Here is a 15,286-nt window from a genome sequence, read left to right as displayed (position 1 = left end):
CCTACCCTTCCTCCTACCCTTCCTTATGGCAACAATTTGAGAATAATTCTTTTTGCTTACTAATCTTTTTATCAATAGCAGTCACGTCTTCCTTGGCCAAAAGTTTATGGCAACGTTCGACCTCAAGACTAGCTAGTTTCTTCTTAATTTTAGCTGTTTTACGATTATCGACCTTCTTCAAAGTGTCCTCATCGCCCTGTTTATCTATATATTTGGCCTGCATATTGGCAAGTTTTTCTTTAATATCTGTAATCATTGTAGTTTCTCCAACATCACCAAAAATGGTGGGGTGTTAATTTGATTAAGGGGTTGGTAAAGCATAGCTGTAAAATCACGTTGATCCAAACCGATAACGTACTCAAGTACAGCATCCTTCTCCATATCACCACCGTCATGACCATAGTAAATCATAATAGCCAAGCGACCACCAACCTCTAAGCGGTCAAGAATCTTCTCAATGGCCTCAAGAGTCGTGTGGGGCTTAGTAATAACACTCTTATCTGCAGATGGCAGATAGCCTAGATTGAAAATAGCTGCTCGAATAGGTTCCGCGACATAACAATCCAGATTTTCATGACCATCTAAAATAAGTTCTGCATTTTCAATTTCCAAGTCTAACAAGCGTTGACGAGTCTTTTCAAGTGCCTGCTCCTGCACGTCAAAGGCATAAACCTTTTTAGCAAGACCAGCCAGAAAGGCTGTATCGTTCCCATTTCCCATGGTTGCATCAACAGCGACACTCTCATCGTCCAGCACTTCTGCTAAAAAGTCATGAGACAGATGAATCGGACGTTTAATCATGCTTTTTCCTCCTTCTCGTTAGCTACTTTGCACCCTTGCCATGAGTCGCGACGTTCCATCTCTTTGTCAATGGCATTGAGGACTTCCCACTTGTTGAGACTCCACATAGGACCAATCAGCATATCTCGTGGCGCATCACCAGTGATACGATGAATGACGATATCCTCAGGGATGATTTCCAACTGGTCACAGATGATGGACACATACTCTTCCTGACTCAGCAATTTAAGACGACCCTCGTGGTAGTCCCTTTGCATACGCGTATTGGTCATCAGGTGGAGGAGGTGGAGTTTAATCCCCTGAATGTCATTGTCCGTCACACAACGGCGAACATTCTCCACCATCATCTCGTGGGTTTCCCCTGGCAGCCCATTAATCAGATGCGACACAATCTCAGCCTTTGGCGCACGCTCACGCACACGCTTAACCGTCTCCACATAAAGATCATAGCTGTGTGCTCGGTTAATGAGTTCTGACGTTTCTTCATAAGTCGTCTGCAAGCCAAGTTCAACGGTCACATGCATACGTTCTGTGAGTTCTGCCAGATAATCAATCACATCATCTGGCAAACAGTCTGGGCGGGTACCGATATTGATACCAACAACACCAGGCTCATTGATAGCCTGTTCGTAGCGTTCCTTGATAACTTCAAGCGGCGCGTGGGTATTGGTAAAGTTTTGAAAATAAACCAGATATTTCTGAACTTCTGGCCACTTGCGGTGCATGAAGTCAATCTCATGGTAAAACTGCTCACGAATCGGTGCCTCAGGAGCTACAATGGCGTCCCCAGACCCCGATACCGTACAAAAGGTACAGCCACCATGAGCCACTGTGCCATCACGGTTGGGACAATCAAAACCCGCATCTATTGGTAGTTTGAAAATCTTTTCGCCAAAAATTTCACGATAGTAATCATTGACTGTTCTATAACGTTTTTTCATAAAGACTATTATAACACTTTGACCTAAAAAAGAGAGTAAGACTCAGACAAAAATCATGGATTTCCGCCTGTCCTACTCTCTCTTCTTATTTAGTTTTTTCCAAATAATCAATAGCTTCTTGAGCTGTTTTAACAGGAACAATTTTCATCTTTGTTCCCAATTTCTTAGCAGCTTCCTTGGCCTCTTGATAGTTGGTTTTGGCATCCGGATCAGCCTTTTTCATTTCCTTAGTCACTGGATTATTTGGCACAAAGAAAATATCTGCACCACTATCAGCCGCTGATTTCACCTTAAGGTAGGCACCACCGATATCACCAACAGAGCCATCCTTTTCAATAGTCCCTGTTCCAGCAATCTTTCGGCCAGCCTTGAGGTCTTGACCAGACACCTGATCGTAAATTGCCAGAGTAAACATAAGACCCGCACTGGGCCCTCCGACACCATCAAGTTTAAACTTCACATCCTCAGGGCTCTTGACCTCGGTATGATCCGTCAAACCAATACCGATACCATTTTTACCATTGGCAATCTTAATGATTTTACCAGTGGCAGTCTTTTCTTTGTCATCTGTTGTATAAGTGACCTTGACCTTTGAACCAAGCTTAAGTCCTTGAACGTATTTGATCAAGTCAGTAGAATTATCAAAGCTCTTGCCATTGACAGCAGTCACTGTATCCGCAATATTGAGGACACCCTTAAAGCTAGAATCATCAGCCACTTGAAGCACATAGACACCCATATACTCCAAGCTAGCCTCCTTACCAGCCAGAGTCAAACCCTGATAAATCGCTTGATTTTGCGAAGTCTCCATATAAAATTGATTGATTCGCATGAAATCTTCATCAGAGTAATTTCCAGTTGCCTCCTCAGCTGTTTGAAGCTTTGCAAAGTCATTAAGCTGAGCATAGAGCATGAGGGCCAAAGTCGCCTTGGTTTGAGCCACCGCCACAAAATTATAGGATCCCTTTGAATCATCAGCTTTCTTATCTACAGTCAAGACTTCTTTAGTATCAAAAGCACCACCCGGAAGCTCAACATAATAATTATTAAGCGGGAAAAAGAGGGCAAACAGGAGGAAAAGTATCGTAAAAATACTTAATAACCACCACTTGATGCGCCAAAGTTTCCCTAATATCGATTTAGATGCGTTCTCTTTTGCCACGCTTGGCCTCCACTTCCTTAACAACTGCTTGAGGAACATAGGAACTAATATCCCCCTCAAAATAAATCAACTCACGCACACGACTCGAGGACACTGGTGTCACCTCATGACTAGCAATCAAATAAACCGTTTCAATTTCAGGTGCCAGCCCCTTATTGAAATAGTCCATATTGGCCTCATAGTCAAAATCTGTCGTATTACGAAGGCCTCGGACCAAATAAGTCACCCCAAGATTTCTGGCGATATCTACAGCCAGACTATCGTGAGCCGTTATAACCTTGACATTGGGAAGATCTGCCACGACCTCTTCCAAGATACGCTTTCGAGTCTCCACATCCCAGAAGCCCTGCTTATTTTTATTATAAAAGAGACCGATATAAAGCTCATCAAAGAGCTTGCTGGCTCTGGCAATAATATCCACATGCCCATTGGTAATCGGATCAAAAGACCCCGTAAACATAGCAATCTTTGTCATAGCATTCCTTTCTACAACTTCCCTATCAAAGGCTAACGCACGTATACGGTCACCTTACTGATACCATAGGTTTTCTGTTTCCAAATCCCAAAGTTTGAAATTTCTTCAGGCAGGTCCACAGCCTTATCCGTCTCACAAACCAACATAACTTCCTCAGCCAAGAGCCCTTGCTCTTCTAACTGAGTAATATTGGCCACAATCTGCTCTTTGGCATAAGGCGGATCTAGAAGCACCAAGTCAAACTGACCTGTCAATTGTGTCAGCGCACGCGCCGCATCCATCTTCAAAAGCTGGAACTGCTTCTCACTCTTGGTCATCTTGATATTTTCCTGGATAACAGCCTGTGCCCGACGGTCTTTTTCCACGAGGACAGCAGACGACATGCCACGACTGATAGCCTCAATAGCCAGACTACCGCTCCCAGAGAAAAGATCCAAAACACGCCCTCCATCAAAGAAAGGACCAATCATATTGAAAATGGCACCCTTGACCTTGTCCGTTGTTGGACGAGTCGTTTTGCCTTCTAACGTTTTAAGCGGACGCCCGCCAAATTCACCTGCTACAACACGCAAGTCGGTCACCTCGTTTTTACTGATTTTTAGTAAGACTTTTCTATTATACCAAAAAACACACATAGATGTTGGTCCAAAGGGGACTAGACAAGCTTAAGACCTTCAAAAGAACACAAAAAACTCGAGATTTCCTCGAGTTTCTATTCATTTTACTTATCACCAAGTGCAGTCACGTAGTTATAAGCTTCAATACCAGCTGTGGCACCATCACCTACGGCTGTGGTGATTTGGCGAAGATCTTTCTGACGGACATCCCCAATAGCAAAGATACCAGGAATACGTGTCGCCATCTTATCATCTGTAATCACCCAACCGTCCTGGTCAGTGATATCGAGACCAGTCAAGTAATCTGAAACAGGATCAAGTCCAACATAAACAAAGACACCGCCAAATTCGTGGTTAGTCACCTCACCAGTTTTAACATTCTTGATATCAACACTGCGAACCTTGATGTCATCACCCTTGATTTCTTCAACGACTGAGTCCCAGATAAACTTGACTTTCTCATTGGCGAAGGCACGGTCTTGAAGAACCTTTTGAGCACGCAATTCATCACGACGGTGAACAATGGTCACGCTATTGGCAAAGCGTGTCAAATAAATTCCTTCTTCAACGGCAGAGTCTCCACCACCAACGACCAAGAGGTCTTGATTACGGAAGAAGGCACCATCACAGACCGCACAGTAAGATACCCCACGGCTGTTGTACTCTTCTTCGCCAGCAACACCAATGTGGCGATGTTTGGCACCAGTCGCAATGATAACTGTCTTGGTTTGGTACTCTTCATCACCAGTTTTGACAACTTTATAGTCACCCTTGTCTTCGATACCAGACACGATACCATAAAGATTTTCAACGCCCAATTTTTCCAAGGGTTCGAACATCTTCATTGACAATTCTGGACCAGAAATACTTTCAAAACCAGGGTAATTTTCAATATCAGACGTGTTATTCATCTGTCCACCAGGAGCACCTTGCTCCAAAGTTGCCACTTTAAGGTTGGCACGTGCTGCATAGAGTGCTGCAGTCATCCCCGCAGGACCAGCTCCAATAACAATTGTATCGTACATGAGTAACTCCTTATATGATTTTCTTGTAGAGATATCTTACACCTAATGTGCCAACAAAGCTAGAATTATGCATTCAGCACGATAAGAATCGCCATAAAAGCAAATGCCAAAACGGGAATCGAAACCATCGACATCATAATAGCATCATAGAGGGCACCTTGACGCTCCTTAACAGTTTTGTCTGCACGACGTAAGGCACGCCATCCAAGCCAAATGGCACCAATCACCAAGCACATAAAGAAAGCAATCACAAGGCCTAAGAGGTAAAATTTAAAAATATTTAATAACATAAAACATCCTAAAGTGAGAAATAGAAAAGGCTGAGATAACATTCTCCAACCTCTGAATTCGACTAGTAATAACTGCGCGATGCAGTATCTGACTTGACACTTAGTCACCTTTGAGGTTTTCAAAAGCTCCTAATCATCCTAGTGGGAGTTTAACTATGGACTAAAATGTAGCCCCATCCCATTACCTTTTCTATTGTAACAAAAATCCCATCTTAAAGATATTGTTTTGAATAAGAAGCGAAAAATTCTTTTGTTCGTTCTTCTTTCGGATGGTTAAAGATTTCATCAGGTGTTCCTTGTTCAAGGATATGCCCTTTTTCAAGGAAGAGTACCTTGTCAGCCACTTGATAAACAAAGTTCATGTCGTGACTGACCAAAATCATGGTTTGACCTGACTTAGCTGCATCAGCGATTGATTTTTCAACCTCACCAACCAACTCAGGGTCAAGGGCAGATGTTGGTTCGTCAAGCAAGAGCACATCTGGCTTCATAGCAAGGGCACGGGCCAAGGCCACACGTTGCTTTTGACCACCTGACAAGTGACGTGGGTAGTGATTTTCGCGATTTGAAAGTCCAACCTTAGCAAGCTCTTCTTTGGCAATCTTAGTAGCTTCTTCGTCAGAAAGTTTCTTAACAATCTTAAGACCTTCCTTAACATTATCCAAGGCTGTACGACGTTCAAAGAGGTTGAACTGTTGGAAAACCATGGCCAACTTACGGCGAAGCGTAAGAATTTGTTCTTTAGTGATAGTCTTGAAGTCTACTTTAAAATCATCAATGGTAATAGTGCCAGAATCAGGTTGTTCCAAATAGTTCAAGCTACGAAGGATAGTTGACTTACCTGCACCAGAGGCACCGACAAGCGCTACAACTTCACCTTTTTTAATATCGAAGTTAATGCCATCAAGAACCTTTTGGCCTGAAAATTCCTTGGTCAAATTTTTGATGCTAATCATTAGCGGTCCCCTCCAATTCCAGAAATGTCAGTCGCTTCAGGCGCCTTAATAGCCATATGATTTTCAACCGAACGACCAATATACTCAATCAAGATTGAGATTACCCAGTATACAAGGGCTACTGAGATATAACGTTCAAAGTAACGGTAGTCAGCACCACCCAAGATTTGAGCCTGTGCATACATTTCAACGATACCCGCACTAAAGGCAAGTGATGTTCCCTTAGTCAAACCAATCAAACTGTTAATCAAACTTGGTGTCGCAATAACAGCGGCATTTGGAATAATAACACGACGGTAAACCTGTGCCGATGTCATCCCAAGAGAACGGGCTGCTTCGATTTCCCCCGCATCAACAGCTTGAATTGCTGCACGAATGGTTTCACTCATGTAGGCTGCTTCGTTAAAGGCAAAGGCTGTAATGGCAAAGATAGCTGGTGGAATCTCATTAATGTTCCAATCTAAACCAAACTCACCATTCAAGTAACGAAGGAAGAGTGGAATACCATAGTAAGTCAACATGAGTTGTACAAGGATTGGTGTCCCACGTAAGAAGCTTACAAAAACTGCTTGAATCGGATAAAGGATACGTACTCGATTGATCTTAACGACCGCAAAGACAAGGGCCAAAATCAAACCGAAGAAAGCACCTGCAATGGTCAAGCCCAAAGTTAAAGGCAAGCGTTCCACAATCTTAGGAACAGCATCGAAGACTGCCTTCCATGAGAAGAGTTTACCAGCTGGCATCCAAGATGAAATCCACTTGAAGACAATCGTAACCAGTTGCAAAATATAACCCCAAAGAATTTCTACTAGCCAAGACAAGGGAATGGCTAAAGTAACTGCTACTGCCAAACCAACCAAACCCATGATAACTTGGAGATACCAAGGTGACCGATTAAATGCTTCTATACTCTTTTTCACAATGTCGCCCTTTCTTTCTAAAAAAGTAGGTTAGCCTAGTGCTAACCGTCCAATTATCTTATCATAAATTCTATAGTATTCATTTTAGCACGACTCAGAAAGTCTGTGAAATAGTCTTTTCTTATCATAGTGATAAGAAAATCGTATCACTGATAGCAATACCTTATTAAGACTAAGAAGATTTGAACTAATTCCTTATTTCACGAACAAAGTGAGCATAAACCGAGGCTTTCCGACGTGAGAAAAACACCTGAAACTTTAAAGTTTCAGGTGTTCGGAAGTTTTGAGACCTTAGGCTCAAAACTTAGTCATGGAGCTTCGACGAAGGTCGCTGACGTCCGTCATCACCTCAGGAAAGCCTCAAAAGAAAGCTTTGTGTTCAATTCAAAGCTGAGACAGCAGTCTCAACTTTTAACAGTCTTATTTCAAATCACTGACGTAATCGCCACCGAAGTATTCCTTGCTGAGTTTGGCAAGGGTTCCATCCTTCTTAAGCTCTTTGATACGCTTATTAACAAAGGCCTTGAGTTCCTTACCTTGCTTATCATTTGAGAATAGAAGATATTCAAGACCATCAGTCTTCATACCAATATCGTCTTTAATCTTGTTTACAGCTAGCTTATAGCCTTGATCTTTGACAATGTACTCAGACGAAATGGCATCGTAAAGGATAAAATCAATTTTTCCTTCTTGAATGTGTTGAATACGTGTTGAAAGACCCGTTGAGCTAGAAGCATAGTTGATAGTAATTGGTGTCTTGTCCGCATTGGCATGGTTCCAATTTTCAAGCAACTGAGCATAATTAGAGCCAGGAAGCACCTCTGTCGTCTTACCAGACAAATCATCTAGGCTGGTAAACTTGGTACCCTCAGCACTAGTGATGGCATAGTTAGAACGTGAAATCGGATCTGAGAAACCATATTTCTGAGCACGTTCTTCATTGTAGTTGAAGTCGTTAGCCGCAATCTGATAACGTCCAGAATCCACCCCTGTCAAGATGGAATCAAAAGGTGTCGTCACAAACTTGACCTCATACTTGTCCGAATCCTTGAAAATAGCCTTGACCAAATCAATATCATAACCCTTGAAGTCGTCGCCTTTTTTGAAAGTGAAAGGCGCCGTATCAGAGTCTGTCGCAACAGTAATCGTCTGCTTTTCACCAGATGCCTTACTGTCACTCTTGTTCCCACAAGCAGCCAAAGTCAAAACCGACAAGCCAAGAATCCCTAAACCTGTAAGCCATTTTTTCATATCTATAATCCTCGATACTTTCATTAATAGTTAGTGATAACAGTTTATCATCTTCCTACAAACTCGTCTAATAATAAAATCCTAAGAGGTGATAGATAAAGGTTATAGGGGAATCGATACAACGAACAATAAGAAAAGAGCTGCCACTGGTGTGACAACTCTTCTCGCCCAAAAAAGCTTTCTGTACATGTTTAACATCAAATGCAATAAAACTCTATTTTTCCTTACTTGATGACTTACTGCTTGAATCGCTACTGTCTTCAGGTTGATAATCTGATAAATTCTTATGGATGCGTTCAGCGTAAACAGCTCTGCTTCCTGATTCATCATGATCGACCAAAGCTTCGGCAAGCTCTTTATAATCTTCTATAGAAATCGTCCAGTTGCCTCCATCATCTTTGGTAAGCTTGAAGGTCTTTTCTAGATTATCAGCACCTGTCAAAGGTGTATAGGCCATTTCTTTATCAATATCCTTAAATTGTGTCAAATCTCCGTTAAAGTTTTCACCATAAAGGAATTTCGTTGTGAGATCTTTGGCTTTACCTTTTTCCACATCGTTGTTATCAGCTTGATTCCATTGTTTCAACTTGTCAATGTCGTTGTCATAGAGACTCATAAGGAGAGTACGAACAGCAGCTGCAGCACCATAGGCACTAACAGAGCGTGAAGTAAAGGTAACTGTCGCTTCATTTCCTTTAACTTTGACATCCTTCAGCTTATAGTCCTGAATCTTACCAATCATATTACGACGGACCTTAAGGAACTTAGAAAGCACTTGGGTTGGAGTCTTGGCATCATAGCCTTCAATGTATTTAAATGTATACTTTTCTTCCGGTGTATAGCCCTTTTCTTCGATAGTATCTGCAACTTGTTTTTCAAAGACTTTCGTTTCAGTCCAGGTTTCGTAATTTTCACCGTATAGTTTTGAAAAACCGTTACTAGATTTTCCAAGCATAGTATCAATTAAGACTGTCGCATCAGCCTTGGCACGTTCTGTCGGAGTTGGTGTCGCTTTTTTCTTCTCAGCTGGCTTATTGGAAGCACAAGCTACGAGAAGCAAGCAAGCTGCCAGAATCAGTCCTAAATAGGTAAGAACTTTTTTCATTAAGATTATTCCCTCATTTCTTTTAGTTACTATTTAAGATAGCATAGGTCTGATGATTCTTCAAGGTCACTTTCCAAAAGAAAAAATCAAAACTCTACTATTATAATGACTCTAAATCATCTAGGTCCAATTGCCTGCCTTCTTGATCTTCCAGACCCGTCAGCGTCACACCGAGCAGGCGAACACCGCTGCTATTTTCCTCCAATTGATCAAAAATGGTATGGGCAATTCTTTCGATGGTGTCGAAATCCTGAGTCGATTTGTCCAAGGTCATACGCTTGGTTAAGGTCGAGAAATCCGAATAACGGACCTTGATGACAATAATTCGACCAACTTTTTTATTTTTCTGAGCACTTTCAGCTACCCGCCTAGCATTCTTAGTCAACTCAGCCTTGATGTCATCTTCATTATAAAGAAGCTTGCCGTAGGTTCGCTCACTTCCGATAGATTTACGGACGCGATTGGGCCTGACAGGACTATTGGAAATCCCTCTGGCCTTTCGAAAGAGATCAAATCCAAAACGTCCAAAACGATCAATCAGCGTCATCTCAGGAATCTTCAGAAGATCGGCACCGGTGTATATTTCCATATCATGAAGACGTTCAACTGACTTTTTACCTACCCCATGAAACTTTTCAATAGGGAGCTTTTCCAAAAATTCCTGAGCCTCCTCTGGAAGCACCACCGTCAAACCAGCAGGCTTTTGAAAATCAGAAGCTAGTTTGGCGATAAATTTATTGTAGGAAACGCCTGCTGAACAAGTCAGATGAAGTTCCTGCCAGATATCATACTGGATAAGTTTAGCTACCTTAACCGCCGATTTGATACCAAGTTTATTTATCGTCACATCAAGATAGGCTTCGTCGATAGACATAGGCTCTACCAAGTCGGTATAGCGTTTAAAAATCTCACGAATCTGCATCCCTACCTCTCGGTAATGACTATAATTTCCTGAGATAAAGACAGCATTAGGACAACGTTCATAGGCTTCCTTAGAAGACATGGCTGAATGGACACCATATTTTCTAGCCTCGTAATTACAGGTTGATACCACACCACGTCCCCCTGTTTTTCTAGGGTCGTGACCGATAATAACCGGTTTGTCCTTAAGACTGGGGTCATCCCTCATCTCGACCTGAGCAAAAAAGGCGTCCATGTCAATATGGATGATTTTCCGACTGGTATCATTTATTAGAGGAAACTCTAACATGGCTCCCTGCCTCCTTTCTCAGATTTATCTCATTGTAAAGCTTTTCACATAAAACTTTGGGACTACAAAGCATTCTCCCCTTATGATACCAAAATCTACCAAAAAACAGAAATTTATAATACAGATTTGTCGTTTTCAAAACTGTATTATAAAAGAATGTCTCTAAAAACACAGTTTTAAAGTTGTGTAAGCGGTTACTGTGTGATAGAATACTTCTAGAGAATGTAACAGATAATTTTGTTACTAGAATTATAGGAGATTCAAACTATGGCAACGGTTAAAACCAACACAGATGTTTTTGAAAAAGCGTGGGAAGGCTTTAAAGGAACTGACTGGAAAGAAAAAGCTAGCGTTTCACGTTTCGTTCAAGCAAACTACACACCTTATGATGGTGACGAAAGCTTCCTTGCAGGACCAACTGAACGCTCTCTAAAAATTAAAAAAATCGTAGATGAAACTAAAGCAGGCTATGAAGCTGAAGGACGCTTCCCAATGGATACTCGTCCAACTTCAATCGCTGACATTGACGCAGGATACATTTCAAAAGAAGATGAACTTATCTATGGTATCCAAAATGATGAGCTCTTTAAATTGAACTTCATGCCTAAAGGTGGTATCCGTATGGCGGAAACTGCTTTGAAAGAACACGGTTATGAACCAGACCCAGCTGTACACGAAATTTTCACAAAATACGTGACTACAGTTAACGATGGTATCTTCCGTGCTTACACTTCAAACATCCGTCGTGCACGTCACGCTCACACAGTTACTGGTCTTCCAGATGCTTACTCACGTGGACGTATCATCGGGGTTTACGCTCGTCTTGCCCTCTACGGTGCTGACTACTTGATGCAAGAAAAAGTTAACGACTGGAATGCTATCAAAGAAATCGACGAAGAAACTATCCGTCTTCGTGAAGAAGTTAACCTTCAATACCAAGCACTTCAAGACGTTGTTCGCCTTGGTGACCTTTATGGTGTAGATGTTCGTCGTCCAGCCTTCGATACTAAAGAAGCTATCCAATGGACAAACATTGCTTTCATGGCAGTATGTCGTGTAATCAACGGTGCCGCTACTTCACTTGGTCGTGTGCCAATCGTCCTTGACGTATACGCAGAACGTGACCTTGCTCGTGGTACTTACACTGAATCAGAAATCCAAGAATTCGTTGATGATTTCGTTATGAAACTTCGTACAGTTAAGTTTGCTCGTACAAAAGCTTACGACCAATTGTACTCAGGTGACCCAACATTCATCACAACTTCTATGGCTGGTATGGGTGCTGACGGACGTCACCGTGTTACTAAGATGGACTACCGTTTCTTGAACACTCTTGATAACATCGGTAACTCTCCAGAACCAAACTTGACAGTTCTTTGGACTGACAAATTGCCTTACTCATTCCGTCGCTACTGTATGCACATGAGCCACAAACACTCTTCTATCCAATACGAAGGTGTAACTACTATGGCTAAAGACGGATACGGTGAAATGAGCTGTATCTCATGTTGTGTATCACCACTTGACCCAGAAAACGAAGAACAACGTCACAACATCCAATACTTCGGTGCTCGTGTTAACGTACTTAAAGCCCTTCTTACTGGTTTGAACGGTGGTTACGACGATGTTCATAAAGACTACAAAGTATTTGATATCGATCCAATCCGTGATGAAGTTCTTGACTTTGACACTGTTAAAGCTAACTTCGAAAAATCTCTTGACTGGTTGACTGACACTTACGTAGATGCCCTTAACATCATCCACTACATGACTGATAAGTACAACTATGAAGCTGTTCAAATGGCCTTCTTGCCAACTAAACAACGTGCTAACATGGGATTCGGTATCTGTGGTTTCGCAAATACTGTTGATACATTGTCAGCAATCAAATACGCTACAGTTAAACCAATCCGTGACGAAGATGGCTACATCTACGACTACGAAACAATCGGTGAATACCCACGTTGGGGTGAAGATGACCCACGTTCAAACGAATTGGCAGAATGGTTGATTGAAGCTTACACTACTCGTCTTCGTAGCCACAAACTCTACAAAGATGCAGAAGCTACAGTTTCACTTCTTACAATCACTTCTAACGTTGCTTACTCTAAACAAACTGGTAACTCTCCAGTTCACAAAGGGGTATACCTCAACGAAGATGGTTCAGTGAACTTGTCTAAATTGGAATTCTTCTCACCAGGTGCTAACCCATCTAACAAAGCTAAAGGTGGATGGTTGCAAAACTTGAACTCACTTGCAAGCCTTGACTTCGGTTATGCAGCTGACGGTATCTCACTTACTACTCAAGTATCGCCTCGTGCCCTTGGTAAGACTCACGACGAACAAGTTGACAACCTCGTAACTATCCTTGACGGATACTTCGAAAACGGTGGACAACACGTTAACTTGAACGTTATGGACTTGTCAGACGTTTACGAAAAGATTATGAGCGGTGAAGATGTTATCGTACGTATCTCTGGATACTGTGTAAACACTAAATACCTCACTCCAGAACAAAAAACTGAATTGACACAACGTGTCTTCCACGAAGTTCTTTCAATGGACGACGCTTTGGGATAAAATAACTAAAGAGCTCGCAATAGCGGGTTCTTTTATTTTTGCCAAAAACTAGTTTTCATTATATTTTTCTAAATCTGCTATCATTTACATTTGACTTTTCATCAGATTAGCTATAAAATTAGAGCGTTTCCGTTTGGTATCTCCAAACGCTTCCTTCTCAGAAGCACCTTAGAGAAACGATACTCAATGACTGTTAAACGGATGGTTTCTAATAACACGTAGACTATCATTGTTATAAGATTAAAGAGTATAAGGAGGACAAATGAATAAGAAAAGTTTTAAGATAATTGGATTAGTCTCTCTCGTAGCAAGCACTGTCCTACTCGTAGCCTACCAGTCTGATACAAAAAACGAATCCTCAAAGTCCAAGGACGTTCAATGGGGTTATACTGGTGCTACTGGTCCAGACCATTGGGATGACCTTTCTAAAGATTATGAACTCAGCAAAAATGGTAAAGAACAATCTCCGATCAATATCACCGGAGCTGAGGACGTTGATCTTCCAGAACTAAACCTTAATAATCAAGAATCAGAAGCTCAAGTTGAAAATAACGGGCATACGATTGAAGTCAGCTTTAAAAATCCAAAGAATACCCTAACGATTGGTGATGATGTCTATAAATTACAGCAGTTTCATTTTCACGCACCTAGTGAGAATGAAATTGATGGTCAGACTTATCCTCTAGAGGGGCACTTCGTCTATAAGACAGATAATGGAAAAATCACAGTTATCTCAGTTCTCTATAATTATGGCGATGAAAATCAAGCCTTAAAACAAATCTGGGATAAAATGCCTCAGGCGGCCAATACAGAAACCGAGCTTCCTCAGGCTATATCACTAGACGATTTCTATCCTGAAGACAAGGACTACTACAACTTCGAAGGTTCCTTGACAACACCTCCATGTACTGAGGGTGTTAACTGGATTGTCTTCAAGAATCAAGAAACCGTTAGCAAAGAACAAGTGGAAAAATTCACCCAAACCCTTGGATTTGAAAATAACCGCCCTATCCAAGATACAAACGGTCGAAAAATTAAAGAATAAAACAAGATCAAAAGCTTGATGATACCTCCTCGCATCGAGCTTTTTTTCATTGACAACTAACTATAGACTTTGTTACACTTGCCCTATGATTATCAAACATACAAGAGACACACTCTCAGAAACTTACCTCGATGCCGTAGCCATCCGAAACACTGTTTTTGTAAAGGGTCAAGGCGTTCCTCGCTCCATCGAGATTGGTGCGAATGAAGCCTACTGCATCCACTTTGTTCTATATGATGACAAAGGCAAGGCTGCAGCAACCGTACGCCTACTACCGAATAAAGACTTGACTCAGGTTACCCTTCAACGTATGGCGGTGCTTGTTGACTACCAAGGTCAAGGTCTGGGGAGCATTCTCCTAAAAGAAGTTGAAGATTTTGCACAAGAACAAGGCTTCCAGACTATTTCTCTCCATGCTCAACTCGGTGCACTTAAGTTCTACCTCAATAATGGCTATCAAGAAGTCGGTAACATCTTTGAAGAAGCTGGTATCCAACACATTACTGTTGAAAAATCCTTAATAAGCAAAAAAGCTTAAGCAGTTGACCTACTGCTTAAGCTTCTTCTTTTGTCGCAAATATAGGATAACCATGCTCGACAGCTAGAACTGTCACATTTTTTCTAGCTTTTAATCTCTCTGTGATTTTTTTCCAGCTACGATTTCCCATAATGATAACGATTATCGTTACCATATAAACTAAAAAAGCAGGATATCTAGCAAAGTCGGTAAATGTCAATTTTAAGGACTCCAGAATTTTCCTGAGTATAAAGGCGTAACCAATCACAATATGAGTGAGTCCACAAAAGTACCCTAAACATATAAGCAAATACTCTATTTGAAGCTTCTTGGAACGCCTCTTGTAGAGCAACTTATAGTCTTGACCATACTTTTCAAAGACAGGAAA

At 41.5% G+C, this 15,286-nt stretch carries 16 protein-coding genes and 1 pseudogene; 3 read left to right on the top strand and 14 right to left on the bottom strand.

Going from position 1 to position 15,286, the window contains the following annotated elements; all coding sequences use genetic code 11:
* Nucleotides 1-13: 13 nt before the first annotated feature.
* From HMPREF2867_RS02140 to dinB, 13 genes are all read right to left on the bottom strand, one after another.
* Nucleotides 14-256, bottom strand: coding sequence for a hypothetical protein (locus HMPREF2867_RS02140; RefSeq protein WP_022495909.1), 243 nt, complete (start codon nt 254-256; stop codon nt 14-16).
* A complete protein-coding gene (locus HMPREF2867_RS02135) occupies nt 253-801 on the bottom strand; it encodes a tRNA 5-(aminomethyl)-2-thiouridylate-methyltransferase MnmM (protein WP_070575429.1) in 549 nt (182 codons plus the stop codon). Before HMPREF2867_RS02135 ends, HMPREF2867_RS02140 begins: the two co-directional genes overlap by 4 nt.
* The gene (locus tag HMPREF2867_RS02130) at nt 798-1,742 is read right to left on the bottom strand and encodes a tRNA modification radical SAM protein MnmL/YtqA (protein WP_004183328.1); all 945 of its coding nucleotides are present in this window, start codon (nt 1,740-1,742) and stop codon (nt 798-800) included. Before HMPREF2867_RS02130 ends, HMPREF2867_RS02135 begins: the two co-directional genes overlap by 4 nt.
* Nucleotides 1,743-1,827: 85 nt before the next feature.
* Nucleotides 1,828-2,943 (bottom strand): SepM family pheromone-processing serine protease, encoded by a 1,116-nt coding sequence (locus tag HMPREF2867_RS02125; protein WP_282185844.1) that lies wholly within the window; start codon nt 2,941-2,943, stop codon nt 1,828-1,830.
* A complete protein-coding gene (gene coaD, locus HMPREF2867_RS02120) occupies nt 2,882-3,379 on the bottom strand; it encodes a pantetheine-phosphate adenylyltransferase (RefSeq protein WP_038676687.1) in 498 nt (165 codons plus the stop codon). Before coaD ends, HMPREF2867_RS02125 begins: the two co-directional genes overlap by 62 nt.
* 32 nt (nt 3,380-3,411) lie before the next feature.
* A complete protein-coding gene (rsmD, locus tag HMPREF2867_RS02115; protein WP_230955163.1) occupies nt 3,412-3,960 on the bottom strand; it encodes a 16S rRNA (guanine(966)-N(2))-methyltransferase RsmD in 549 nt (182 codons plus the stop codon).
* Nucleotides 3,961-4,100: 140 nt separating this feature from the next.
* On the bottom strand, nt 4,101-5,054 hold the full coding sequence (gene trxB / locus HMPREF2867_RS02110; protein WP_255296714.1) for a thioredoxin-disulfide reductase: 954 nt from the start codon (nt 5,052-5,054) through the stop codon (nt 4,101-4,103).
* 32 nt (nt 5,055-5,086) lie between these two features.
* Nucleotides 5,087-5,311, bottom strand: a complete 225-nt coding sequence (locus tag HMPREF2867_RS02105; RefSeq protein WP_022495904.1) for a DUF4059 family protein — start codon at nt 5,309-5,311, stop codon at nt 5,087-5,089.
* A gap of 212 nt (nt 5,312-5,523) precedes the next feature.
* Entirely contained in the window at nt 5,524-6,267 is a 744-nt protein-coding gene (locus HMPREF2867_RS02100) for an amino acid ABC transporter ATP-binding protein (RefSeq protein ID WP_022495903.1), read from the bottom strand.
* On the bottom strand, nt 6,267-7,013 hold the full coding sequence (locus tag HMPREF2867_RS02095) for an amino acid ABC transporter permease (RefSeq protein ID WP_118189357.1): 747 nt from the start codon (nt 7,011-7,013) through the stop codon (nt 6,267-6,269). The genes HMPREF2867_RS02100 and HMPREF2867_RS02095 overlap by 1 nt, the downstream gene beginning before the upstream one ends.
* 597 nt (nt 7,014-7,610) lie before the next feature.
* Nucleotides 7,611-8,441: a transporter substrate-binding domain-containing protein gene (locus HMPREF2867_RS02090; RefSeq protein ID WP_014634974.1), complete on the bottom strand. Its 831-nt coding sequence runs from the start codon at nt 8,439-8,441 to the stop codon at nt 7,611-7,613.
* A 214-nt stretch (nt 8,442-8,655) separates the two neighbouring features.
* Nucleotides 8,656-9,546, bottom strand: a complete 891-nt coding sequence (locus tag HMPREF2867_RS02085; protein WP_014634975.1) for a hypothetical protein — start codon at nt 9,544-9,546, stop codon at nt 8,656-8,658.
* Between the two features lie 100 nt (nt 9,547-9,646).
* Nucleotides 9,647-10,756: a DNA polymerase IV gene (gene dinB / locus HMPREF2867_RS02080; RefSeq protein ID WP_014634976.1), complete on the bottom strand. Its 1,110-nt coding sequence runs from the start codon at nt 10,754-10,756 to the stop codon at nt 9,647-9,649.
* Between the two features lie 267 nt (nt 10,757-11,023).
* On the opposite strand from dinB, the gene pflB reads away from it, so the two are divergent.
* The 3 genes from pflB (at nt 11,024) to HMPREF2867_RS02065 (ending at nt 14,919) form a co-directional block, all read left to right on the top strand.
* Entirely contained in the window at nt 11,024-13,336 is a 2,313-nt protein-coding gene (gene pflB / locus HMPREF2867_RS02075; protein WP_002891716.1) for a formate C-acetyltransferase, read from the top strand.
* 262 nt (nt 13,337-13,598) lie between these two features.
* Nucleotides 13,599-14,381 (top strand): carbonic anhydrase, encoded by a 783-nt coding sequence (locus tag HMPREF2867_RS02070; protein WP_070575423.1) that lies wholly within the window; start codon nt 13,599-13,601, stop codon nt 14,379-14,381.
* A gap of 85 nt (nt 14,382-14,466) precedes the next feature.
* A complete protein-coding gene (locus HMPREF2867_RS02065; RefSeq protein WP_037602498.1) occupies nt 14,467-14,919 on the top strand; it encodes a GNAT family N-acetyltransferase in 453 nt (150 codons plus the stop codon).
* Between the two features lie 16 nt (nt 14,920-14,935).
* Here HMPREF2867_RS02065 and HMPREF2867_RS11300 read toward each other — a convergent pair.
* Nucleotides 14,936-15,286 (bottom strand): annotated as a pseudogene (locus HMPREF2867_RS11300) (hypothetical protein); the annotation flags it as partial.

Source organism: Streptococcus sp. HMSC064H09 (assembly GCF_001812625.1).
In the GTDB taxonomy this organism is placed as follows: Bacteria; Bacillota; Bacilli; order Lactobacillales; family Streptococcaceae; genus Streptococcus.
The sequence above is the reverse complement of the archived record's forward strand: the minus strand, read 5'-3'. Positions and strand labels throughout refer to the sequence as shown.

Coding starts and splice junctions, on each gene's coding strand:
- HMPREF2867_RS02135 (WP_070575429.1), bottom strand. CDS start 801: ATGATTAAACGTCCGATTCATCTGTCTCATGACTTTTTAGCAGAAGTG.
- dinB (WP_014634976.1), bottom strand. CDS start 10,756: ATGTTAGAGTTTCCTCTAATAAATGATACCAGTCGGAAAATCATCCAT.
- HMPREF2867_RS02100 (WP_022495903.1), bottom strand. CDS start 6,267: ATGATTAGCATCAAAAATTTGACCAAGGAATTTTCAGGCCAAAAGGTT.
- pflB (WP_002891716.1), top strand. CDS start 11,024: ATGGCAACGGTTAAAACCAACACAGATGTTTTTGAAAAAGCGTGGGAA.
- coaD (WP_038676687.1), bottom strand. CDS start 3,379: ATGACAAAGATTGCTATGTTTACGGGGTCTTTTGATCCGATTACCAAT.
- HMPREF2867_RS02105 (WP_022495904.1), bottom strand. CDS start 5,311: ATGTTATTAAATATTTTTAAATTTTACCTCTTAGGCCTTGTGATTGCT.
- HMPREF2867_RS02130 (WP_004183328.1), bottom strand. CDS start 1,742: ATGAAAAAACGTTATAGAACAGTCAATGATTACTATCGTGAAATTTTT.
- HMPREF2867_RS02140 (WP_022495909.1), bottom strand. CDS start 256: ATGATTACAGATATTAAAGAAAAACTTGCCAATATGCAGGCCAAATAT.
- HMPREF2867_RS02125 (WP_282185844.1), bottom strand. CDS start 2,943: ATGTTCCTCAAGCAGTTGTTAAGGAAGTGGAGGCCAAGCGTGGCAAAA.
- HMPREF2867_RS02065 (WP_037602498.1), top strand. CDS start 14,467: ATGATTATCAAACATACAAGAGACACACTCTCAGAAACTTACCTCGAT.
- HMPREF2867_RS02085 (WP_014634975.1), bottom strand. CDS start 9,546: ATGAAAAAAGTTCTTACCTATTTAGGACTGATTCTGGCAGCTTGCTTG.
- HMPREF2867_RS02090 (WP_014634974.1), bottom strand. CDS start 8,441: ATGAAAAAATGGCTTACAGGTTTAGGGATTCTTGGCTTGTCGGTTTTG.
- HMPREF2867_RS02070 (WP_070575423.1), top strand. CDS start 13,599: ATGAATAAGAAAAGTTTTAAGATAATTGGATTAGTCTCTCTCGTAGCA.
- HMPREF2867_RS02095 (WP_118189357.1), bottom strand. CDS start 7,013: ATGCCAGCTGGTAAACTCTTCTCATGGAAGGCAGTCTTCGATGCTGTT.